Genomic DNA, 21,304 nt, shown 5'->3' with positions numbered 1-21,304 from the left:
ATTCAGGCGGGGACGAATCGCAGCGCCAGGCCGTTGTTGCACCAGCGCAGACCGGTGGACTCGGGACCGTCATCGAAGACATGGCCCTGATGGCCGCCGCACCGCGCGCAGTGGTATTCGGTGCGCGGGAAGACCAGGAAGTAGTCAACGCTGGTCAGCAGGTGGCCCTTGACATGCGTGAAGAAGCTCGGCCAGCCGGTCCCGGAGTCGTACTTCATGTCGCTGGTGAAAAGCGGCAGATCACAGCCGGCACAGCGGTATTCGCCCTCTCGGGTCTCCTTGTCCAGCGGGCTGGAGAAGGCCGGCTCGGTGCCCGCTTCGCGCAGGATCTCGAACTGCTCCTCGCTCAGGCGTTCCCGCCACTCGGCTTCGGAGAGCTCCAGCACCTCGAGTCCCTCGGCACGCTCGAGATCGGGCTTGGGCCGCGCCGCGGCCAGCCCCGGCAGCAGGCCGGCAAGGCTGCCGACGCCCAGCACGCCAAGAAAATGCCGTCGTTTCATGGTCTGTCTCCGTCGATGGTCTCGGCCCGGCGCCCCGTCTCAGGAGGCAGCACGGACGCAAAAGCGGGGAAAGGACCCCAGTCCTCTCCCCGCTCAGACCGCCGATACCGCCGACGGTTCGCCATGAATCCCCTAGGGTGCTCGCCCCAGGCGATTACCTCAGACCAGGCTGGGCCCCGCCATGACGATCGCCTCGTTGACACCCTCGAACTTCTTGAAGTTGTCGACGAACTTGGCGGCCAATTCCTGGCGCTTGCGGTCGTAGGCGGTCTTGTCCTCCCAGGTCTCGCGCGGGTCGAGCAGGCTGGAGTCGACGCCCGGCACGGCGGTCGGCACGGCCAGGTTCAGGCCCTCGACCATGCGCGTCTCGACGTCGCGCAGCACGCCGGACTGGATGGCGCTGATGATGGCGCGGGTGGTAGGGATCGAGAAGCGCGAGCCGCCCTCCCCGTAGGCGCCACCGGTCCAGCCGGTGTTGACCAGATAGACCTGGGCGTCCTTCTCCGCCACGCGCTTGATCAGCAGGTCGGCATATTCGCGCGCCGGGCGCGGAAAGAAGGGGGCACCAAAGCAGGTGGAGAAGGTCGCCTCGAGGCCGGCCGAGGAGCCCATCTCGGTGGAGCCCACTTTGGCGGTGTAGCCGGAGAGGAAGTGATAGGCGGCCGCTTCCTTGGAGAGCACCGAGACCGGCGGCAGCACGCCGGACATGTCACAGGTCAGGAAGACGATGGCGTTGGGCTCACCGGCGCGGTTCTCAGGCACGCGCTTGTCGACATGCTCCAGCGGGTAAGCGGCGCGCGAGTTCTGGGTCAGGCCATCATCGGCATAGTCCGGCTCGCGGCGGTCGTCGAGCACCACGTTCTCCAGCACGGTGCCGAACTTGATGGCCCGCCAGATGATCGGCTCGTTCTTCTCGGAGAGGTCGATGCACTTGGCGTAGCAGCCGCCCTCGATGTTGAAGACAGTGCCCGGTCCCCAGCCATGCTCGTCGTCGCCGATCAGGTAGCGCGCCGGGTCGGCGGAGAGGGTGGTCTTGCCGGTGCCGGAGAGACCGAAGAACAGCGTCGTCTCACCGTCCTCGCCGACGTTGGCGGAGCAGTGCATGGGCAGCACATCGGCGTCCGGCAGCAGGAAGTTCTGCACCGAGAACATCGCCTTCTTCATCTCACCGGCGTAGCGCATGCCAGCGATCAACACCTTCTTCTGGGCGAAGTTGAGGATCACACAACCGCTGGAGTTGGTGCCGTCGCGGGCCGGGTCGCACGCGAAGAAGGGCGCATTGAGGATGGTCCACTCGTCCTTGACGGACGGGTTGTAGGCCTCGGGGCGCACGAACATGGTGCGGCCGAACAGGCAGTGCCAGGCGGTCTCGGTAGTGACCCGCACCGGCAGGTAGTGATCCGGGTCGCTCCCCACGTGGAGCTCGGAGACATAGTGCTCACTACCGTCGAGATAGTCCTCGACCCGGGCCCAGAGCGCATCGAACTTCTCGGCGTCAAACGGGCGATTGACGCTGCCCCAGTCAATCTGGCCGCTGGTGCTCGCCTCGTCGACGATGAAACGATCCTTGGGCGAGCGCCCGGTGCGCTCGCCGGTGTTCACCACCAGGGCACCATTGGCAGCCAGGCGCCCTTCCCCGCTGGCCACCGCCCGCTCGATCAGCTCGGCGCTGCACAGGTTGACGTGGGAAATGGCGGTTTGCTGGGAGGCGGCTTGAGTCGTGGTCATGTCGTGTCCTGGGCCTTGCGGCCGTTTCTCTCTCGTGTGCCAGGCGTCGGTGACGCAACGTGGGTCATGCCATTATCGCCCTGTGCGGCTCACGGCCGTTCTTGTGGCAGGGCGATAGACCGGGAAAAGCGGCGCCATTATGGCAAAAAGCCAGGCGCCGGGAAACGCCGTTATTGGGCGAAGTTCATGTAGTTTTACTACTACATCGGCGCCGTTCCCTACCGCTTGCTCGACGCCACATGCTGCTATGCAGCACCCGGGCACACCACACCTCAGTGCAGCGTCGGCGGTGCCCCTTCAGGGTCGTCGAGCATCGCCTCGACCTCCGTCAGCGGGAAATGGTAGCGGGTATGGCAGAAGTGGCACTGGGTGTCGATGCTGCCCTGCTCGGCCAGCACCTCGCGAAGCTCCTGCTCGCCCAGGGTCATCAGCGCGGAGGCGATGCGCTCGCGCGAGCAGGTGCAGCCGAAGTGCAGCGCCTTGGGCGTGAAGACCCGTACCGTCTCCTCATGATAGAGGCGGCGCAGCAGCGCCTGCGGCTCGAGGCCGAGCAGCTCCTGCTCCTTGACGGTGTCGGCCAGGTGCACGGTGCGCTCCCAGGCATCGGCATCCTGGTTGCGGGACTCATCGGGCAGGCGCTGCAGCAGCAGACCCCCGGCACGCTGGCCATCGGCGGCCAGCCACAGCCGCGTCGGCAGCTGCTCGGACTGGGCGAAGTAGGCCGCCAGGCAGCCGGCCAGGCTGTCGTGCTCGAGCGCCACGATGCCCTGATAGCGTTGGCCGTCGGTGGGATCCAGGGTGATCATGATCTGTCCGCTCCCCACCAGCTCGCTGAACCCGGCGCCCTCGGCGGGAATCGCCGCGTCCTCGGCCAGGCGCGCGATGGCGCGCAGCTCACCGCCGGGATTGGACTCGGCCATCAACAGGGCGAGCGCGCCCTTGCCCCGCACCTCGATGCTCAGGGTGCCATCGAGCTTGACGGTGTCGGTGAGCAGGGCCACCGCAGCAAGCAACTCGCCGAGCAGGCGGTTCACCGCGGCGGGATATTCGTGGCGATCGAGCACGTCGCCGTAGGCACGCTCGAGGGTCACGAGCTCGCCACGCACGTTGGTATTGTCGAAGAGGAAACGTTGAATCTGGTCGCTCATGGGGTCTCTCTGTCTAATCATCCTGCTGGCGCTGAAAGCGTTGTATCTCCCGACGCTGCTTCTTGTCGGGCCGCTTGATCGGATGCTGCATGACCTGGTTGTTGAGGCGCCGGACCTCGGCCTCGCGTTCGCGCCGTGTCACGCTCTCCTCGGTCTCGCGATAGAGGGCGCGCGCCTCGGGCGCGCCGCGGCGCTGGTCGGAGAGCGCCAGCACCTCGACCTCCAGGATGTCCCAGCCCTGGGGCACCCGGATGATGGCGCCGACCTCAACGGCCTTGCTGGTCTTGGCCCGCCCGCCCTCGTAGTGGACCTTGCCGCCCTCGATGGCCTTCTTGGCCAGGGCCCGCGTCTTGAAGAAACGCGCCGCCCACAGCCACTTGTCGAGTCGAACACTAGCCACGGGCGTCCTCCTTGCTGTCGTTACCCGTTGCAGATGCCTGACCCGCCGCAGGCGCCTCGCCGGTAGCCGGCGGCAGGTTGTCGGGCAGGATGCTGGCGAAGCGGTCCAGGGCGATAAACTCCTCGAGCTCCTTCTCCGGTCGGCGACTGTCGGGCTGCTTGATCCCCAGCAGATGGCGAATGCCGAACTCCCGAGCACTCTCCAGCACCGCGGCATTGTCATCGATGAACAGCGTACGCTGCGGGTCGAAGGGCTCTACCTCCTGCAGGCCAAACCAGAAGGCCTGCTCTTCCTTGGGGACTCCCAGATCCGCCGACGAGACGATGGCGTCCAGATATGTCTCCAGCCCCGTGAGCGGCAGCTTGAGCTCCAGACTCGCCCGGTCGGCGTTGGTGGCCAGCACCACCCGGGGATGGGCTTCCTTGAGCCAGCGGAGGAAGTCCAGTGCGTCGCTGCGCAGGCCGATCAAATGCTGCACCTCGCGCTTTAACGCCACCACGTCGACGCCCAGCTCGCGGCTCCAGTAGTCCAGACTGTACCAGTTGAGGGTGCCCTGTTCGCGAATGATGCGGGCACGCAGTGCCTCCTGGGTGGCCTCGTCGAGGCGATGCAGTTCCCCGTAGCGTCGCGGCAGGTGCTCGAGCCAGAAATGGCTGTCGAAATGCAGATCCAGCAGGGTCCCGTCCATGTCCAGCAGGACGGTGTCGATAGCGCGCCAGTCGATCATCGTTACTCCGGGGGTGAGTCGAGGGCCGTTGGGACGTAGTATTGTAGCGAATCGCCAACACGGAATCCCGTCCATGTCCGACCCGCAAGACGCCTCCCGCTCCTGGCCCGTCAAGCCGCAGATCCTCGACCGACGCAGCGTGGCACGCAGCCGTCTCTTCCACGTCGAGGCGCTGGACCTGCGCTTCGCCAACGGCGCCGAACGTACCTTCGAGCGGCTCTCCGGTACCGGCCAGGGCATCGGCGCGGTGATGATCGTGGCCATGCCCGACCCGGAACACGTGCTGCTGATCCGCGAGTATGCCGCCGGCTTCGAGGACTATGTGCTGACCCTGCCCAAGGGACTCGTCGATCCGGGCGAGGACATCGTCACCGCGGCCAACCGCGAGCTGATGGAAGAGTGTGGCTTCGGCGCCCATCGCATCGAGCCCCTGGTGGAGCTATCGCTGGCGCCCAACTACATGAGCCACCGCATGCAGGTACTGCTGGCCAGCGACCTCTATCCGAAGCGCCTGCCCGGCGACGAGCCGGAGCCACTGATCGTCGAGACTCACGCCATCGACGAGCTCTCGGCCCTGCTGGCCCGGGAGGACTTCCACGAGGCCCGCGCCATCGCCGCGCTGTTCATCGCCCGGGACAGGCTGCGCAGCGAGGCGCCCGTGGATACCGGGCTCTGGTGAACCCCGCTCAAAGCAGTCATCGCACGGTGTGCTATCGTTCACCGGGCTTGAAACTAGCGTGAGTGAAGCCGCCGCAGGGCGCTGCTGCCGTCCTTGAGCTTCACCCAGCGGCCCTGCCGATAGCTGTCCAGCCCGGTCTCGAGCAGGGTCATCACCTCCAGGGCCGACTCGCTGGTCACCGGTGGCGGAGCGCCCTCGAGCAGGGCGGCGGCGATGCCGGCATAGAAGGCGGGGTAATCCCCCGCCACCATCGGCGCCTCGCGACTCGTCAGGGCGAGCGTCTCGCCCTCTCCCGTGTCGAGCGTCAGGGTGCCGGGCGAAGCATCCACGCCCCAACCCGAGGTCGGGGCCTGTCCCGCCTTGAGCCAGGCCTCCTGGGGGTCGACCCCGTACTTCACGAAGCTGCCACGGGTGCCATGGACGCGGAAGCGCGGCGTCGGCTCGGCCACCAGCGAGCTGGCCTGCAGCGTCACCCGCAGGCGGTCGTACTCCAGCAGTGCCAGGAAGTCGTCGTCCACCTCGGCCCCCTCGCGAGAGGTGGCGAGCTCGAGCAGCACCGCCTTGGGCATACCGAAGAGCTGGCGGACCTGGTCAAGCAGGTGCGGCCCGAGGTCGTACCAGATGCCGCCGCCCGGCTTGTGATGGTCTCGCCAGCGGTCGGTGACCGCGGGGCGGAAGCGGTCGAAGCGCGATTCCAGTGCCACCACCCGCCCCAGCGTTCCCTCCTCGAGCAGCGCCTTGAGGCTCAGGAAGTCACTGTCCCAGCGGCGGTTGTGGAAGACGCTCAGCAGCCGCCCGGCACCATCGGCCTGGCTCTTGAGCAGGCGGGCCTCGGAGGCGGTGACACTGAAGGGCTTGTCAATCACCACGTGCCGGCCGGCCGTCAGCGCCGCCTTGGCCAGCGGAAAGTGGGTGTCGTTGGGGGTCGCGATGACCACCAGGTCGATGTCGCGCCGCGCGAACAGCTGGGCCGCCTTGGACAGCACCTCGACCTCGGGGTGGTCGGCCTGAACCCGCTCGGCATGGCGGCTGACCACAACGGCCAACTCCAGGCCGGGAGCCGCCTGAATCAGCGGGGCGTGGAGGGAGCGCCCGGCCATGCCGTAACCGACCAGGCCGACGCTTAGGGTCTGTGTCTTCATCGTGCGGGCTTCCCTGCTGATGACACGGGCCCCGACGCCGGCCGGGGTGCGCATACGTACTAGGCTGTTTCCAGTCTAGTTCCTCCAGCTTAGTCCAGCTTCGTCAGGTCGCGCACCGCGCCCTTATCGGCAGAGGTCGCCAGCAGGGCATAGGCCTTGAGCGCCGCCGAGACCCTGCGCTCGCGCGTAATGCTCGGCTTCCAGGCCTCGGCGCCCTTCGCCTCCTCCGCCTGGCGACGCCGGGCGAGCTCCTCGTCGGAAAGCATCACGTCGATGCGGCGGTTGGGGATGTCGATGCGGATACGATCGCCGCTCTCCACCAGCCCGATGGCGCCCCCGGCGGCGGCCTCCGGCGAGGCGTGGCCGATGGAGAGCCCCGAGGTGCCGCCCGAGAAGCGCCCATCGGTGAGCAGCGCGCAGGCCTTGCCCAGTCCCTTGGACTTGAGGTAGCTGGTCGGATAGAGCATCTCCTGCATGCCCGGGCCGCCCTTGGGCCCCTCGTAGCGGATGACCACTACCTCGCCCTCTTTCACCTGGCCAGCGAGGATGTGCGCCACTGCCTGGTCCTGGGACTCCACCACATGCGCCGGCCCCTCGAACACCAGGATCGACTCGTCGACGCCGGCGGTCTTCACCACGCAGCCGTCCTCGGCGATGTTGCCCTTGAGCACCGCGAGGCCGCCCTCGCGGGAGAAGGCGTGCTCGAGATCGCGGATGCAGCCGCCGGCCCGGTCACCGTCGAGGCTCGGCCAGCGGGCCGCCTGGGAGAAGGCCTGCTGGGTGGGAATGCCACCGGGACCGGCCTTGTAGAACTCCACTACCTCGGGGCTCGGCGAACGCATGATGTCCCAGGCGTCCAGGGCCGCCTTGAGGCTATCGCCATAGACGGTCGGCACCCGGCTATCCAGCACGCCGGCACGGTCCAGCTCGCCGAGGATGGCCATGATGCCGCCGGCGCGGTGGCAATCCTCGATATGGTACTGCTGGGTGTTGGGCGCCAGCTTGCAGAGCTGCGGCACCTCCCGGGAGAGACGGTCGATGTCGGCCATGGTGAAGTCCACCTCGCCCTCCTGGGCGGCGGCCAGCAGATGCAGGATGGTGTTGGTGGACCCGCCCATGGCGATGTCCAGGGTCATGGCATTCTTGAAGGCCGCCTTCGAGCCGATGGCCCGCGGCAGCAGGTGCGCCTCGTTGCCCTCGTAATAGCGCTTGGCGAGCTCGACGATGCGGTGACCCGCCTCCTCGAACAGCCGGCGGCGATCGGCGTGTGTCGCCAGCACCGTGCCGTTGCCCGGCAGCGCCAGGCCCAGCGCCTCCATCAGGCAGTTCATGGAGTTGGCGGTGAACATGCCCGAGCAGCTGCCGCAGGTCGGGCAGGCACTGCGCTCGATCTCCTCGATCTCCTCGTCGCTGTACTTGTCGTCGGCGGCGGAGATCATCGCATCGATCAGGTCGATGCCGTGATCGAGCAGCTTGGTCTTGCCGGCCTCCATGGGGCCACCGGAGACGAAGATCACCGGAATGTTCAAGCGCATGGCAGCGTTGAGCATCCCGGGGGTGATCTTGTCGCAGTTGGAGATGCACACCAGGGCATCGGCGCAGTGGGCGTTGACCATGTACTCGACGCTGTCGGCGATCAGGTCGCGGCTCGGCAGCGAGTAGAGCATGCCGTCGTGGCCCATGGCGATGCCGTCGTCCACGGCGATGGTGTTGAACTCCTTGGCCACCCCGCCGGCCTTCTCGATCTCGCGGGCCACCAGCTGCCCCATGTCCTTCAGATGCACGTGGCCCGGCACGAACTGGGTGAAGGAGTTGGCCACGGCGATGATCGGCTTGTGGAAGTCGTCATCCTTCATGCCGGTGGCGCGCCACAGGGCGCGGGCGCCGGCCATGTTACGGCCGGCGGTGGTGGTGCGGGAACGATACTCGGGCATGGTGTCCTCGTTTCTTGCTGGCCGCCTTGTGCCGGCGGCTCGAGTGTCCGGTGGGCCCGTGATTCTGGCACGCGACCGCCTGCCAGGCCAGCGACTCAGGTGACAGGCAGCAGCCGGCCACCCTCTAGCCGGCAGCGCCGGTCGGCCAGGGCCTCGATATCGTCGCGGTCGTGGCTGACCAGCACCACCGCGGCCCCTGACGCTCGCTGGCGACGCACCAGGGCCCAGAGCCCGCCGCGAGTCGTCTCGTCCAGGCCGGAGAAGGGCTCGTCGAGCAGCAGTATCCGCGAACCACGCAGCAGCGCACGCAGCAGCGCCACGCGCTGGCGCTGTCCGCCGGAGAGCTCCCCGGGCAGGCGATCGTGCAGCCCCTCCAGTCCCACCTCGGCCAGTCCCGAACGGATACGCGTCTGCTGGTCGCGGGTGAGCTTCATGTCCGGCGCCAGCCCCAGCCCCACGTTCAGCCAGACCGGCAGCTGGTCGAAGAGGTTGTGCTCCTGGAAGACGGTCGTGATACCGCGCTCCCAGGGCGGCAGCGCCAGCAGGTCCTGTCCCTGCCAGGCAAGCGTGCCACCAGCCGGCTCGAGAAACCCCGCCAGCAGCCCCAGCAGGGTGCTCTTGCCGGAACCGGACGGCCCCTCCACCGACAGGCACTCGCCCGGGGCGAGCCGGAAGCTGAAGTGAAAGTCCGGCATCTCGCCGGGCTCACAGCGGTCGTAGTGGAAACTCAGATCACGACACTCGAGCATGGCGCTCCTCGCGGGCATTGTGGTTAGAGGGGTAGCGAGGCGGCCGGCGGGTCAGCCAGCCCAGCAGCGCAAAGATCAGCACCACCAGCGTCAGCAGCACCAGTGCCGTGGCGGCGGCGCCCTGCCAGCGATAGCCGCCCAGCTGCTGATAGAGCAGCATTGGCAGGGTCGGCGCCGAGGGACTGCCGAACAGGGCAATGACGCTGAAGTCCCCCAGCGACAGCGTCATGGCGTAGGCCAGGGCCAGGGCCAGCGGTCGACGCAGCCGAGGCCAGACCAGCCAGCGCAGCCGGGCCCATCCGCGGATACCGAACTGGTCGGCCAGGCGCTCCTCGGGCGCCGACAGGCCCGGCAGCGCCCCGCGCACCACCTGCATGGCGAACGGCAGTGCCATCAGGGCATTGACCAGTACCACCAGGGCATAGCCCTGCCAGCCGCTGCCCAGGGTCGGGCGCAGCAGCAGGAAGAGCCCGGTTCCCAGCACCAGAGAGGGGATCACCAGGATCAGCTGACCGCCTCCCTCCATCAGCAGCGCCGCCCAGGCACGCCGCCTCGCCCTCAGCCAGCGGCTGCCCGCCAGCAGTGCCATGGCCAGCAGCAGGGCCCCGGCGCCCGCGCCCAGGGCCATCACCAGGCTGCGTGCCGCTGCCGGCCAGAGGCTACCACTACGCGGAAGGTCGGGCAGGCCGGTGAGCCCTGCCAGCACCACCGCGATCAGCGGCGGTAGCAGTAGCGCCGCCAGCGCAGTGAGCCAGACCGCATCGGTCAGCCGGGAGACGCCGACCCCGTCGCGGCGATGCCAGCGCCCACCCGCTGGCAGGGCGGCACTGCTGACCACCAGCGAGGGTGTCCCGCCCCGGGAGAGAGCCAGCAGCCACAGCGACAGGCAGATGACCAGCTGGGTCAGCGCCAGAAGGGCCGCGAGCGCGAGGTCGTGGTCGAACTTGAGCGCCTGGTAAAGCGCCACTTCCAGGGTCGAGGAGCGTGGCCCGCCGCCCAGCGTCATGACGATGGCGAAACTGGTGAAGCACAGGGTGAACACCAGCGCCGACAGGCGCGGCAGTAAGGGTTTCAGGCGCGGCCACTCGAGGGTGCGCCAGAGCGTCGTCCGCGTCAGTCCCAGCTGGGACGCCAGCCGCCAGTGCGCCGCGGGGGCCGTTTCAAGGGACTGCAGCATCAGGCGGGCCGAGAGCGGCAGATTATAGAAGACGTGGGCCAGCACGATACCGGAGAGGCCATAGAGATAGCCCGACTCCGCGCCGACCAGCCACTCCCAGACCGGCGCCGCCCAGCCGCGCCGGCCGTGGACCGCCACCAGGCCAAACAGACCGATCAGCGTCGGCAGCACCAGCGAGAGCTCCATGGCGCGCAGCAGCACGGCGCGTCCCGGGAAGCGCGGACGCCGCGCCAGCGCCAGGGCCACCGGCACAGCGAGCCCCACCGCCAGCAGGGTCGAGAGGGTTGCCTGCCAGACCGTGAAACGCAGCACGGCCGCCAGCCATGGCTCCTGCCAGAGCATGGCGGGCTGCACCACCCGGGCTTGCCAGAGCAGCGCCCCCAGGCTGCCGAGCCCCAGCCCGACCACCGCCGTCAGGGCGGCAAGGCCGAGCCCCGGCGGCCAGCGTGACAGCGTGGCCCAGCGCGAGGCCATCGACACCTCGCTCAGCGCACGCTGGCGTTGAGCCACTCGCGAATCCAGGCGCGACGGTTCTCGCGTACCTCCTCGGGCGTGAAGGTCAGGCTCTGCGGCTGGATCAGGCGATCGAACACCTCGGGCAGCTCGTCACCCAGGTCGATGGCCGGGTTCATCACGTTGCCGAGCGGGATATGACGCTGAAACGCCGGCGTCAGCATGAAGGCCAGGAAGTCGCGTGCCAGGCCGGGATGCTCGGTGGAGCGCAGCATGGCAGCGGTCTCGACCTGCAGGTAGTGGCCCTCCTCGAACTCGGCGGCCTGGTAACGGTCGGTCTCTTCCACGGCCATGTGATAGGCCGGCGAGGTGGCATAGGAGAGCACCATGGGCGCCTCGCCATTCATGAACAGCGAGAAGTAGGCCTGGCTCCAGCTGCTGGTCACGGTCAGCACCCGCTCGTTGAGCTGTGCCCAGACGGCCGGGGCCTGGTCGCCGTAGACGTGCTTGATCCACAGCAGCAGGCCCTGGCCGGTGACGCTGGTGCGCGGGTCCTGGAGGATCAGCTGAAGCGCGTCGGGGGCATCGAGCAGTTCGCGAAAACTGCCCGGCGGCTCCTCGAGCTGCTCGCTGTCGTAGACGAAGGCGAAATGCCCCCAGTCATAGGGCAGGAAGGTGCCGTCGTTCCAGTCGATCGGCAACGCCAGGGGCGCGGTGTCGACCCGGTGGGGCGCCAGCAGGTCGAGCTGACGGGCCTCGGCCATCAGGTTCATGTCCAGGCCCAGCACCAGATCCGCGCCGCTGCCCTCCCCCTCCAGGCGCAGGCGCTGAAGAATGTCCACACCGCCATCCAGCGCCACGAAGCGCAGGTCGCAGTCACCGCAGCGCGCCTCGAAGGCGGCCTCGATACCGGGCCCCGGCCCCCATTCGGAGACGAAGGAGTCGTAGGTGTAGACGGTCAGAGTGCGCTCGGCGGCGGATGCCACACTCGACGTTGCCAGGCCCAGGGCCAGGACGAGCAGATATCTCATGGGTTGTTCCCGTTGTCGGTAATGACCCCGGCACCGGTTCAGAGTCCGGCCCGGGGTCATGTGGGGCTGACCGCGTGCGGCGTCGGCGATACCGATCAGCCGAAGACCACCTTGGCCACGTCACGATAGCGCCCGGCGAAGTGCACCGTCATGCCCTCCTTCAGGAAATCGGGCAGCTCATCGTAGTCGCGCCGGTTGGCCTCGGGCAGGATCACCTCGAAGAGGTCGCTGCGCCGGGCGGCGATGATCTTTTCGCGAATGCCGCCCACCGGCAGCACCTGGCCGGTCAGGGTCAGCTCGCCGGTCATCGCCAGCGGCCGGTCGATGGCCTGGTGCCTGGCCAGCGACAGCAGGGCCGTGGTCATGGTCACCCCCGCCGAGGGACCATCCTTGGGCGTGGCGCCCTCCGGCACATGCAGGTGCACGAAGGCCGAGTCGAAGAAGTCCGCATCGGCACCGAATTCGCTCAGATGGCCGAGCGCATAGCTGTAGGCGATGTTGGCCGACTCCTTCATGACGTCACCGAGCTGACCGGTGAGCTTGAAGCCGCGATCCAGGGCATGCACCTTGCCGGCCTCGATGGAGAGCGTGGCGCCGCCCATGGAGGTCCAGGCCAGCCCGGTGACCACGCCCTCGCCCTTCATCACCTGCTCCTTGCGGAAGATCGGTGGCCCCAGGTAGTCCTCGAGATTGTTCACCGAGACCCTCACCGACTGCTGGTCATTCTCCAGCAGCTTCACGGCCGCCTTGCGCACGATGCGGTGCAGCTGCTTCTCGAGCTGGCGTACCCCGGCCTCGCGAGCATAGCCCTCGATGACCTGGCGCAGCGCCGCCTCGGTGAGGTTGATGCGCTTCTTGGGCATGCGATCGCGGTTGAGCAGCTTGGGCCAGAGGTGATGCCGGGCGATGGCCATCTTCTCCTCGGCGATATAGCCCGACAGGCGGATCTGCTCCATGCGATCCAGCAGCGCCGGCGGGATCGAATCCAGAGTATTGGCGGTGCACACGAAGAGCACCTTGGAGAGGTCGAGGCGCACGTCGAGATAGTGGTCGAGGAAGTCGACGTTCTGTTCCGGGTCGAGCACCTCGAGCAGCGCCGAGGCCGGGTCGCCCTGGAAGGACTGCCCCATCTTGTCGATCTCGTCGAGCATGATCACCGGATTCTCGACCTCGACCTCCTTGATGGCCTGGGCGAGCTTGCCGGGCATGGCGCCGATGTAGGTCCGCCGATGCCCCTTGATCTCGGCCTCGTCACGCATGCCCCCCACCGAGAAGCGATAGAACTCGCGACCCAGCGCGTCGGCGATAGAGCGCCCCACCGAGGTCTTGCCGACCCCCGGCGGGCCGACCAGCAGCAGGATCGAGCCGCCCACGTCGCCCTTGAAGGTGCCCTCGGCGAGAAACTCGACGATGCGCTCCTTGACGTCCTTGAGGCCGTCGTGGTCGCGGTCGAGCACCGTTCGGGCATGGGCCAGGTCGAGGTGGTCCTGGCTGCGCACCCCCCAGGGCATGGCGGTGAGCCAATCCAGGTAGTTGCGGGTGGTGCCGTACTCCGGCGAGCCGGTCTCCAGCACCGACAGCTTGTCGAGCTCGTCGTCGATGCGCTCCATGACCCGCTCCGGCACCACGCGCCCCTCGAGACGCGCGCGAAAGGTGTCGACATCGTTCTCGCGGTCGTCCTTGGAGATGCCCAGCTCACGCTGGATCACCTTGAGCTGCTCGCGCAGGAAGAACTCCCGCTGGCGCTCCTGCATCTGGGCATTGACCTGGTCGCTGATCTCGCTCTGCAGCTGGGCGACCTCGATCTCCTTGCGCAGCAGCGGCAACACCTTCTGCATCCGTGTCATCACCGGCAGGGTCTCGAGCACGTCCTGCAGCTCGGGGCCCTTGGCCGAGGTGATGGCCGCGGCGAAGTCGGTCAGCGGACCCGGCTCATGGGGGCTGAAGCGGTTCAGGTAGTGCTTGAGCTCCTCGCCGTAGAGCGGATTGATCGGCAGCAGCTCCTTGATGCCGTTGATCAGCGCCATGGCATAGGCGCGGGTTTCCTCGTCCTCGGCATCGACCGGCTCGCGGGGGTAGCTCACCTCGACCAGGTAGGGCGGCTTGCGGGAGAGCCAGCGCTGGATGCGGAAGCGGCGCACGCCCTGGGCGATGAACTGGATCTGCTGCTCCTCGCCCTGCAGCTTGTGCACCTTCACCGCGGTGCCGATCTCGGGGAAATCCTCGTCGCCGAGTTCCTCGACGCCGTTCTCACCGACGAAGGCCAGCCCCACGGTATGGTGTGGCGTATTGCCCACGCGACGTATGGTCTCTTCCCAACGCTCGCGGTTGACCACCAGCGGCTGGACCTGGGCAGGAAAGAAGGGCCGATTGTGAATCGGCAACAGGTAGATGCGCTCGGGCAGCGAATCGCTGGCGGGGACTACCGCGTGATGGCTCTCTTCGGCCGGAAAGTCGTCGTGCTGGGCATCGTCGGCGTTGGCCTGGATCCAGTCCAGGCCCTCCTGCGTCTCGTGGTCGTCGCTCATGCGTTCCTCGTCCTGAATCGTCGGGATGAATTTCCCGGTGCTGCCCCATGGAATGCGGGCACCGGCATCCGACTTCAAGTCACTGTAGCCGCTCGAAGACCGGCGGCAGGGGGCGACCGTTGACCCGCACCCGGCCACCCACCACGTCGATCTCGAGGTCGCGGGTATCCAGTGGCAAGCCGAGCCACAGGGCCACCACCTTGGGCACCTCGTGCCAGGTCAGGTCGCCGTAGAGCCGCTCCCGCCAGCGCGCCTGTTGCCGAGGATCATCGAGCGCTGCCAGGCTCAGCTCCGAGAGTTGGCGCGAATCGAAGAACAGCGCCCCGTCGCCACGCGCTTCCAACCCCAGCATGGGGCTGTCGAGGGCGATGGCATGGATATCCAGCCGCGGGGAATCCCGAAGCATGGCCAGCAGCTCGGCCTCGAGGCCCACCAGCAGGTCGTGGCCATCCTGGACGGCGTCGCCTCGCGCCGCCTCGTCGCGCAGCTCGGCCAACGCGCTGCGTAACGCATCGGCGTTGATCCGTGACAGCTCCAGGGCAATGCGGCCGGTTAGCAGCACCTGCTCAGCCGTCACCAGCCGGTCGAGCGTCAGCTCGCTCTCGACGCGCAGTTCCTGATCGTCGAGCTCCGTGCGGCTGTGAAGGAGCAGCTCATGGGCCACCAGGTCGCGGTCCGGCTGATGCCAGGCCAGGCGCTCGACCTTGAGCAGGTCCTGCTGGGTGAAGTGGTAGGCCTCCTCGGTGTAGGCATAGCGGCTCTCCAGGGTGGTCGGCCCCACTTCCAGCGTGGCCGGACCATCGCTGAGCCGCCAGGGCGCGAGACTGGCCTGCAATCGCCAGTCACCGTAGACCCCGCCGAAGGTGATCCGACCGCCGCGGAATTCGAGTTCGCGACCCGCCTGGCTGACGACGAAGGGCGCCAGCTGAAAACGCCCCTGCAAGGTAGCGCTGAGGGTGCTGTAGCGGGCCTGCCAGGTAGGGGGAGACGACGGCAGGGTATCGCCGAACAGTGACTGGTCGCCGGGCCCGAGATGGGGCTTCAGTTCGCCGTCGATGCGCGTGCTGATCACCCCGTGACGGGCCACATAGGGCAGCTCGAGTGACCAGGCCTGACCGAAGCGGGGGGTCAGATGAAGGGTCCCGCGGGACTCGAGCCAGCCCTGGTCAACATCGCTGCGCGTCACCGCGAGTTCTCCCCGGGCAGCGAGGTCATCCAGGGCGCGAGCGAGTTCGCGCTCGAAGAACACGCTGGAGAGGTACTGGGCGATGGCCCACAGCAGTGCCAATCCGACCAGCAGCGGGACGATCAGTCGTTCCTTGCGCATCATACCGCTCCTTACCCGCGCCTTTTCCGTTCATCCCTTGGGTCGTCGGGATGCGGGAGACCTTTCAGTGCCGCCAGATCAGTGGAGCCAGAACCACAGGTGCATGGTACTCCAGGCATACACCGCCGCGAGGATATCGTCGATCATGATGCCGAAGCCCCCGGCCACCCGCCGGTCCGCCCAGCGAATCGGCCAGGGCTTGAAGACATCGAAGACACGAAAGACCACGAACCCCCAGAGGGCGGCCTCCCAGGAGAAGGGCACCGCCGCCATGGTCAACCAGTAGCCGACGAATTCGTCCCAGACGATCCCGGAGTGGTCGTGGACCCCCAGGTCACGTGAGGTCTTGTCGCACAGCCAGATGCCCCAGAAGAAGGTCACCGCCACCAGCCCCAGGTACCATCCCAGCGGCAACTCGGACATCAGCCAGTAGAAGGGAATCGCGGCCAGAGTGCCGAAGGTGCCGGGGGCGAAGGGCACGCTACCACTGCCCAGCCCGAAGGCCAGGAAGTGCACGGGGCGTCGCCAGACGCTGGCGGGGGCCTGATTCATGGCGCCGCGTCTCCCGTGAAGTGCTGCCAGCCGCGCGCGCCGGTCATCGCCACGCCCCGTATGCCGGGTTCAGCGCTGAAACGACCGATCACCGTCAGGGGGAGGTCCAGGGCGGCCAGCCGAGCACGGGCCTCGTCGAGGTGGTCGGGGGGGAATCCAAGCAGCAGCTCGTAGTCGTCGCCGCCGTGCAGCCCTGCCTCTCGGGCCGGCTCTTTGCCCAGTGCCGCCACCAGGCCCTCGGCCAGGGGCAAGGCCGCGGGCGTCAGCTCGGCCCCGACCCCGGAGGCCTCGAGAAGGTGCCCGAGGTCGGCGAGCAGGCCGTCGGAGATATCGATGGCGGCGCTGGCCAGGCCGCGCAGGGCCAGGCCCGCCTCGAGGCGCGGCAGCGGGTGAAGATAACGCCTGAGCAGCGGATGCTCGAGCGCCCGCTCGCCGCGCCGCCATAGCGCCAGCCCCCCGGCGCCACCCCCCAGCGCACCGGTCACCGCCAGCAGATCACCCGGCCGGGCCCCGCCGCGGGTCAGCGGCTGCTCGGGCGGTACCTCGCCCATCACCGTCACGCCTATGGCCAACTCGCCGCGGGTCACGTCGCCACCCACCAGGGCCGTACCGGTGGCCGCGCAGAGCGCATGGAAGCCGCGGGCGAAGTCCGCCAGCCAGGCATCGTCGTCGGCCGCCGGCAGGGTCAACGACATCAGGCACCAGCGGGCACGGGCGCCCATGGCAGCAAGGTCGCTCAGGCTGACGGCCAGCGCCCGGTGGCCGATCGCCATGGCCGGGGCATCCTCGGGAAAATGGCTACCGGCCACCGAGGTGTCCACGCTGACCGCCAGCCGCTGCCCGGGCGTCGGGGCCAGCAGCGTGCAGTCATCCCCCACGCCCAGGGCCACGCCGGCCTCCGACCCCGGCGGGTCGGGCGTGAAGAAACGGGTGATGAGTTCGAATTCGCTGTGCATCACGGCTGACCTTCAGCGGCGGCGAGCTGAAACCTCGGCAGACCGCAGTCGACTGGCAAGCTTGTCGAGGATGCCATTGACGTACTTGTGGCCATCGGTGGCGCCAAAGGACTTGGCCAGTTCGACCCCCTCGTTGATCACCGCGCGATAGGGCACCTCGAGGCGCCGAGAGAGCTCGTAGGCGCCCAGGCGCAGGATCGCCAGCTCGATGGGGTCGAGGTCCTCGAGGCGCCGGTCGAGCAGCGGCGCGATGGCGGCATCGAGCTCGCGACGCTGGTCCGCGACGTTGTGCAGCAGCTCATGGAAGAGCGCCAGGTCGGCGATCTCCATGACCTTGTGCCAGTTCTCGTGATCCTCGAGATCCTCATCGGCCACCTGACTGCGAAACTCGGCCTCCACGGCAGTGATCGACTTGCCGGTCATCTGCCACTGGTAGAGGCCCTGCACCGCCAGTTCCCGCGCCGCATGGCGAGACTGCTGGGCCTTCGACGGTGCCCGTGAGCGCTCGCCGCTCATGCCTCACCCCCGTCATCGTCATCGTCGCTGAAGCAGCGCAGCAGCGAGACCATCTCCATGGCCGCCATGGCCGCCTCGGCGCCCTTGTTGCCGGCCTTGGTACCGGCGCGCTCGATGGCCTGCTCGATGGACTCGACGGTCAGCACGCCGTTGGCCACCGGAGTATCGAACTCCAGCTGCAGGTTGCCCATAGCGGTGTTGCAGCCGCCGGCCACGTACTCGAAGTGGGGGGTGCCACCACGGATCACCGCACCCAGGGCGATCACCGCCTCGGGGCGCGCCACCTGCAGCACGCGCTTGATGGCCAGCGGCAGTTCCCAGGCACCGGGCACGTGGACGATATCAATGCCCTGCGGGTCGACGCCGTGGCGCACCAGGCTATCCACGGCGCCCTCCACCAGGCTGTCCACCACGTGATGATTGAAGCGGCCGACCACGATCACGTAGCGGCCATCGACGTCGACGAAGCTGCCTTCGACTTGGGAAATCGGTTGCATGATTCTATGTCCTGAGCGATCCGGGAATGGAGGATCCAGAAGGCATGGCCGCGAGGGCCATGCCGTGATGTGAGAAACGCCTGCGCTAGTCGTCGCCCTGCTCGCCGGGTTCCAGTCGTTCCACCACCTCGAGGTCGAAGCCGGAGAGCGCCGAGAACTTCCAGGGCGAGCTCAGCAGGCGCATCCTGCCCACGCCCAGGTGGCGCAGGATCTGCGAACCGGTGCCGATGGTCAGGTAGTTGCCTGCCCCGTCGGAATCACTGGTGCGCGGCGACCGCCGGCGCTCGAGGAATACCTCGAGCAGGTCATGGAGGTCCTGATGCGGGCGCCCGTCGTCGAGCAGCACGAAGACCCCGTGCTCGGCACGTGCCACCTCGGCGAGCGATTGCTGGGCGGTCCAGCTCGGCGTGTTGCCCTTCTGCAGGGCGAGCAGGTCGCGCATGGTGTTGGCCAGGTGCACGCGCACCGTGGTCAACGCCTCGGGGTGGGGGTGCCCCTTGACCAGCGCCAGGTGGTGCGCGCCCTGGATGCTGTCACGGAAGACGTGCAGGTTGAGCTCGCCAAAGGCGGTCTGGACCGGCGTCGACTCTACCGGCTGCACGGTCTGCTCGTTGTGGATGCGGTAGTGGATCAGGTCGGCGATGGTGCCCATCTTCAGGCCATGCTCGGCGGCGAAGCGCTCGAGCTCCGCCCGGCGGGCCATGCTGCCGTCCTCGTTCATGACCTCGCAGATCACCCCGCTGGGGTCGAGGCCGGCCAGGGCGGAGAGGTCGCAGGCCGCTTCGGTGTGGCCGGCGCGACGCAGCACACCGCCGGGCTCGGCCATCAGCGGGAAGATGTGACCGGGCTGGACGATGTCGTCGGCAACCGCGTCCCGCGCGACCGCCGCACGTACGGTGCGCGCGCGGTCAGCGGCGGAAATGCCGGTGGTCACCCCCTCGGCCGCCTCGATGGAGAGGGTAAACTTGGTGCCGAAGCCGGAGCCGTTATCGCGCACCATCAGCGGCAGCTGGAGACGCTCGCAGCGCTCACGGGTCATCGGCAGGCAGATCAGCCCCCTGGCGTGGCGCGCCATGAAGTTGATGTGCTCCGCCTCGACCTTCTCGGCGGCCATGATGATATCGCCTTCGTTCTCGCGATCCTCGTCATCCATCAGGATGACCATCCGGCCCTGACGAATATCCTCGACCAGTTCTTCGATGGGGGCCAGGCCCCCGGATGAGGAGTGCACCATGGAGTCTCCATTGATTCAGCGTGGTGGCTGTCGTCGCCCGACGACGCGCGAGTCGCCAACGGGCGTCGCCACCTCGAAACCGCGTCAGGGTACCGTGGCGCGTCGTTGGGCGCCAGTAAACAGCCGCGTCGTCGGGCGCAAGTTCATCCGCTCGGAGCTGACCCGGCAACAGGTCCCGAAGTGTCGGACCATCGAGGAGGCGCTGTGAACCCATCCTTGGGCGCTACCGACGCCCTGGATACGCTCTCGCGTCCCGCTCCGCTTGCAGGGCCGGTGCTGGCCATCCATGGCCAGCCCGTTCGGAGCGGTGCTCCTCACCCCTAGCGTAGGACTCCCTCTGCGACCTGTCCCCGGCGCTCCTCGCCCAAGGTCACTGCGCTGCCTGTACGCCGCCGGGGCCGGGCGGTAATGCGCCAGTCCTGGCCCACGGCGCGGATATCGTGGACCTCTAGCCCCTTCTGCTGGGCCATCAGCGACAGGCCCGGCAGTTCGAACAGCGGACGCGCCTCGCCGCCGAGCAGGGTCGGCGCCACGAACAGCTGCATCTCGTCGATCAGGCCGGCCTCAAGCATGGCGCCGGCCAGCGTCGCGCCGGTCTCCAGCAGCACCTCGTTGGCCTGCTCCATCTCGGCGAGGTGCTGCAGCAGGGCATCGAGGTCGACGCGGCCATCGGCGCCCGCCGGCATCGCCACTACCTCGGCGCCGGCCTCCTCGAGTCGCTCGCGTCGCTCGGGCTCATGATCTTCCAGGGTGGCCACCAGGGTGCGGCCGGGTTCGCGCAGGCAGGCGGCGGCCAGCGGCAGGCGCAGCCGGGAGTCGACCACCACGCGCAGCGGCTGGCGAGCGGCAAGCGCCTCACCCTCGGGCAGCTCAAGCTGCTCGGGGCGCACGGTAAGCCGGGCGTTGTCGAAGATGATCGACTCGACCCCGGTGAGAATCGCGCTGGAGCGGGCTCGCAGGCGCTGCACCTCGCGGCGCGCCTGGGGCCCGGTGATCCACTGGGACTCGCCGGAGCGCATGGCGGTGCGGCCGTCGAGGCTCATGGCCATCTTCAGGCGCACGAAGGGGCGGCCATGGGACATGCGCATCACGAAACCCGGATTGAGTGCCAGCGCCTCTTCCTCGAGCAGGCCCACCGAGACCTCGACGCCAGCATCGCGCAACAGGGCAATTCCCCGGCCGGCGACCTGCGGGTTGGGGTCCTGCATGGCCACCACCACCCGCGTCACGCCGGCCTCGACCAGCGCCAGGGCGCAGGGACCGGTGCGGCCCTGGTGGGCGCAGGGCTCCAGGGTCACGTAGGCGGTGGCGCCGCGGGCGGCGTCTCCCGCCACGCGCAGCGCGTGGATCTCGGCATGCGGCTCGCCGACCCGCTCGTGCCAGCCCTCACCGACTACCCGGCCCTCCTTGACCAGCACGCAGCCCACCCGCGGGTTGGGGTCGGTGGTATAGCGCCCGCGACGTGCCAGCGTCAGGGCACGCGCCATCCAGGCCTCGGGGAAGGTATGCTCTTCTATGAAGGGCTCGGCCATCAGCTCGCTCCCGACGGATCCGAAGAGAAGCCGGGCTCCTGGGCCAGGCGGTCGATCTCGGCGCGAAACTCGTCGATGTCCTGAAAGCTGCGATAGACCGAGGCGAAGCGAATATAGGCCACCTGATCGAGACGCTTGAGGGCCTGCATGACCTCCTCGCCGATGTCCCGGGCGTGGATCTCGCGCTCGCCGCGGGCGCGCAGGTTCTGGCGAATGCGCTCCACCGCCGCCTCGATGGATTCGGCACTGACCGGACGCTTCTCCAGCGCCCGCAGCATGCCGGCGCGCAGCTTGGCCTCGTCGAAAACCTCGCGCGTGCCATCGGACTTGATCACACGCGGCATCAACAGCTCGGCGGTCTCGTAGGTGGTGAAGCGCTCACCGCAGGCTGCACACTGGCGCCGCCGCCGAACCTGGTCGCCATCCGCCACCAGGCGAGAGTCGGTCACGCGCGTGTCGTTGGCGCCACAGAAGGGGCAATGCATAGAGATAAC

The 21,304-nt window shown here is 68.1% G+C and carries 21 protein-coding genes; 2 read left to right on the top strand and 19 right to left on the bottom strand.

Annotation, left to right across the window (positions count from 1 at the left end):
• Positions 1-2 precede the first annotated feature (2 nt).
• The 5 genes from msrB to yrfG all read right to left on the bottom strand — a co-directional run bounded on the left by msrB (position 3) and on the right by yrfG (position 4,503).
• On the bottom strand, positions 3-500 hold the full coding sequence (msrB, locus tag FHR95_RS11075) for a peptide-methionine (R)-S-oxide reductase MsrB (protein WP_183314418.1): 498 nt from the start codon (positions 498-500) through the stop codon (positions 3-5).
• A gap of 159 nt (positions 501-659) precedes the next feature.
• Entirely contained in the window at positions 660-2,228 is a 1,569-nt protein-coding gene (locus FHR95_RS11070; protein WP_183314417.1) for a phosphoenolpyruvate carboxykinase, read from the bottom strand.
• 272 nt (positions 2,229-2,500) lie between these two features.
• A complete protein-coding gene (hslO, locus tag FHR95_RS11065; protein ID WP_183314416.1) occupies positions 2,501-3,376 on the bottom strand; it encodes an Hsp33 family molecular chaperone HslO in 876 nt (291 codons plus the stop codon).
• Positions 3,377-3,389: 13 nt separating this feature from the next.
• Positions 3,390-3,776: a ribosome-associated heat shock protein Hsp15 gene (gene hslR, locus FHR95_RS11060; RefSeq protein WP_183314415.1), complete on the bottom strand. Its 387-nt coding sequence runs from the start codon at positions 3,774-3,776 to the stop codon at positions 3,390-3,392.
• Entirely contained in the window at positions 3,769-4,503 is a 735-nt protein-coding gene (gene yrfG, locus FHR95_RS11055) for a GMP/IMP nucleotidase (RefSeq protein WP_221199303.1), read from the bottom strand. The genes hslR and yrfG overlap by 8 nt, the downstream gene beginning before the upstream one ends.
• A gap of 73 nt (positions 4,504-4,576) precedes the next feature.
• On the opposite strand from yrfG, the gene nudE reads away from it, so the two are divergent.
• Complete coding sequence (nudE, locus tag FHR95_RS11050) at positions 4,577-5,182, top strand: ADP compounds hydrolase NudE (protein WP_040184764.1); 606 nt, start codon at positions 4,577-4,579, stop codon at positions 5,180-5,182.
• Between the two features lie 53 nt (positions 5,183-5,235).
• Here the strand turns inward: nudE and FHR95_RS11045 are convergent, their stop codons facing one another.
• The 12 genes from FHR95_RS11045 to ribBA all read right to left on the bottom strand — a co-directional run bounded on the left by FHR95_RS11045 (position 5,236) and on the right by ribBA (position 19,278).
• Complete coding sequence (locus tag FHR95_RS11045; RefSeq protein WP_183314414.1) at positions 5,236-6,324, bottom strand: oxidoreductase; 1,089 nt, start codon at positions 6,322-6,324, stop codon at positions 5,236-5,238.
• A gap of 89 nt (positions 6,325-6,413) precedes the next feature.
• The gene (gene ilvD / locus FHR95_RS11040) at positions 6,414-8,258 is read right to left on the bottom strand and encodes a dihydroxy-acid dehydratase (protein ID WP_183314413.1); all 1,845 of its coding nucleotides are present in this window, start codon (positions 8,256-8,258) and stop codon (positions 6,414-6,416) included.
• Between the two features lie 95 nt (positions 8,259-8,353).
• The gene (locus FHR95_RS11035; protein ID WP_183314412.1) at positions 8,354-9,007 is read right to left on the bottom strand and encodes a thiamine ABC transporter ATP-binding protein; all 654 of its coding nucleotides are present in this window, start codon (positions 9,005-9,007) and stop codon (positions 8,354-8,356) included.
• Entirely contained in the window at positions 8,991-10,694 is a 1,704-nt protein-coding gene (gene thiP / locus FHR95_RS11030) for a thiamine/thiamine pyrophosphate ABC transporter permease (protein ID WP_221199302.1), read from the bottom strand. Before thiP ends, FHR95_RS11035 begins: the two co-directional genes overlap by 17 nt.
• A complete protein-coding gene (thiB, locus tag FHR95_RS11025; RefSeq protein WP_183314411.1) occupies positions 10,670-11,668 on the bottom strand; it encodes a thiamine ABC transporter substrate binding subunit in 999 nt (332 codons plus the stop codon). The genes thiP and thiB overlap by 25 nt, the downstream gene beginning before the upstream one ends.
• 95 nt (positions 11,669-11,763) lie before the next feature.
• The gene (lon, locus tag FHR95_RS11020) at positions 11,764-14,196 is read right to left on the bottom strand and encodes an endopeptidase La (RefSeq protein ID WP_183314410.1); all 2,433 of its coding nucleotides are present in this window, start codon (positions 14,194-14,196) and stop codon (positions 11,764-11,766) included.
• Positions 14,197-14,275: 79 nt separating this feature from the next.
• A complete protein-coding gene (locus FHR95_RS11015) occupies positions 14,276-15,523 on the bottom strand; it encodes a DUF945 family protein (protein ID WP_183314409.1) in 1,248 nt (415 codons plus the stop codon).
• 78 nt (positions 15,524-15,601) lie between these two features.
• Complete coding sequence (locus FHR95_RS11010; RefSeq protein ID WP_040184754.1) at positions 15,602-16,075, bottom strand: phosphatidylglycerophosphatase A family protein; 474 nt, start codon at positions 16,073-16,075, stop codon at positions 15,602-15,604.
• Entirely contained in the window at positions 16,072-17,031 is a 960-nt protein-coding gene (gene thiL / locus FHR95_RS11005) for a thiamine-phosphate kinase (protein ID WP_183314408.1), read from the bottom strand. Before thiL ends, FHR95_RS11010 begins: the two co-directional genes overlap by 4 nt.
• Positions 17,032-17,043: 12 nt before the next feature.
• Positions 17,044-17,547: a transcription antitermination factor NusB gene (gene nusB, locus FHR95_RS11000; RefSeq protein WP_183314407.1), complete on the bottom strand. Its 504-nt coding sequence runs from the start codon at positions 17,545-17,547 to the stop codon at positions 17,044-17,046.
• Positions 17,544-18,044: a 6,7-dimethyl-8-ribityllumazine synthase gene (ribH, locus tag FHR95_RS10995; protein WP_040184749.1), complete on the bottom strand. Its 501-nt coding sequence runs from the start codon at positions 18,042-18,044 to the stop codon at positions 17,544-17,546. The genes nusB and ribH overlap by 4 nt, the downstream gene beginning before the upstream one ends.
• A gap of 85 nt (positions 18,045-18,129) precedes the next feature.
• Positions 18,130-19,278 carry a bifunctional 3,4-dihydroxy-2-butanone-4-phosphate synthase/GTP cyclohydrolase II gene (ribBA, locus tag FHR95_RS10990; RefSeq protein ID WP_183314406.1) on the bottom strand — a complete coding sequence of 383 codons (1,149 nt, stop codon included), beginning with the start codon at positions 19,276-19,278 and terminating at the stop codon, positions 18,130-18,132.
• Between ribBA and FHR95_RS10985 the strand changes: the two genes are divergently transcribed.
• A complete protein-coding gene (locus tag FHR95_RS10985) occupies positions 19,277-19,486 on the top strand; it encodes a hypothetical protein (protein WP_183314405.1) in 210 nt (69 codons plus the stop codon). The genes ribBA and FHR95_RS10985 overlap by 2 nt on opposite strands.
• Before the next feature lie 112 nt (positions 19,487-19,598).
• Here the strand turns inward: FHR95_RS10985 and ribD are convergent, their stop codons facing one another.
• Together ribD and nrdR are read right to left on the bottom strand one after the other, a co-directional pair.
• Positions 19,599-20,810, bottom strand: coding sequence for a bifunctional diaminohydroxyphosphoribosylaminopyrimidine deaminase/5-amino-6-(5-phosphoribosylamino)uracil reductase RibD (gene ribD, locus FHR95_RS10980; protein WP_183314404.1), 1,212 nt, complete (start codon positions 20,808-20,810; stop codon positions 19,599-19,601).
• Positions 20,810-21,295, bottom strand: coding sequence for a transcriptional regulator NrdR (gene nrdR, locus FHR95_RS10975; protein WP_040184741.1), 486 nt, complete (start codon positions 21,293-21,295; stop codon positions 20,810-20,812). The genes ribD and nrdR overlap by 1 nt, the downstream gene beginning before the upstream one ends.
• Between the last annotated feature and the right edge of the window lie 9 nt (positions 21,296-21,304).

It is taken from the genome of Halomonas fontilapidosi (assembly GCF_014192285.1).
GTDB classification, from domain to species: domain Bacteria; phylum Pseudomonadota; class Gammaproteobacteria; order Pseudomonadales; family Halomonadaceae; genus Halomonas; species Halomonas fontilapidosi.
The sequence above is the reverse complement of the archived record's forward strand: the minus strand, read 5'-3'. Positions and strand labels throughout refer to the sequence as shown.

Coding starts and splice junctions, on each gene's coding strand:
- yrfG (WP_221199303.1), bottom strand. CDS start 4,503: ATGATCGACTGGCGCGCTATCGACACCGTCCTGCTGGACATGGACGGG.
- FHR95_RS11045 (WP_183314414.1), bottom strand. CDS start 6,324: ATGAAGACACAGACCCTAAGCGTCGGCCTGGTCGGTTACGGCATGGCC.
- hslO (WP_183314416.1), bottom strand. CDS start 3,376: ATGAGCGACCAGATTCAACGTTTCCTCTTCGACAATACCAACGTGCGT.
- nusB (WP_183314407.1), bottom strand. CDS start 17,547: ATGAGCGGCGAGCGCTCACGGGCACCGTCGAAGGCCCAGCAGTCTCGC.
- FHR95_RS11035 (WP_183314412.1), bottom strand. CDS start 9,007: ATGCTCGAGTGTCGTGATCTGAGTTTCCACTACGACCGCTGTGAGCCC.
- nrdR (WP_040184741.1), bottom strand. CDS start 21,295: ATGCATTGCCCCTTCTGTGGCGCCAACGACACGCGCGTGACCGACTCT.
- FHR95_RS10985 (WP_183314405.1), top strand. CDS start 19,277: ATGGAGTCTCCATTGATTCAGCGTGGTGGCTGTCGTCGCCCGACGACG.
- nudE (WP_040184764.1), top strand. CDS start 4,577: ATGTCCGACCCGCAAGACGCCTCCCGCTCCTGGCCCGTCAAGCCGCAG.
- msrB (WP_183314418.1), bottom strand. CDS start 500: ATGAAACGACGGCATTTTCTTGGCGTGCTGGGCGTCGGCAGCCTTGCC.
- ribH (WP_040184749.1), bottom strand. CDS start 18,044: ATGCAACCGATTTCCCAAGTCGAAGGCAGCTTCGTCGACGTCGATGGC.
- thiB (WP_183314411.1), bottom strand. CDS start 11,668: ATGAGATATCTGCTCGTCCTGGCCCTGGGCCTGGCAACGTCGAGTGTG.
- ribBA (WP_183314406.1), bottom strand. CDS start 19,278: ATGGTGCACTCCTCATCCGGGGGCCTGGCCCCCATCGAAGAACTGGTC.
- ribD (WP_183314404.1), bottom strand. CDS start 20,810: ATGGCCGAGCCCTTCATAGAAGAGCATACCTTCCCCGAGGCCTGGATG.
- thiL (WP_183314408.1), bottom strand. CDS start 17,031: ATGCACAGCGAATTCGAACTCATCACCCGTTTCTTCACGCCCGACCCG.
- lon (WP_183314410.1), bottom strand. CDS start 14,196: ATGAGCGACGACCACGAGACGCAGGAGGGCCTGGACTGGATCCAGGCC.
- FHR95_RS11015 (WP_183314409.1), bottom strand. CDS start 15,523: ATGCGCAAGGAACGACTGATCGTCCCGCTGCTGGTCGGATTGGCACTG.
- ilvD (WP_183314413.1), bottom strand. CDS start 8,258: ATGCCCGAGTATCGTTCCCGCACCACCACCGCCGGCCGTAACATGGCC.
- FHR95_RS11010 (WP_040184754.1), bottom strand. CDS start 16,075: ATGAATCAGGCCCCCGCCAGCGTCTGGCGACGCCCCGTGCACTTCCTG.
- FHR95_RS11070 (WP_183314417.1), bottom strand. CDS start 2,228: ATGACCACGACTCAAGCCGCCTCCCAGCAAACCGCCATTTCCCACGTC.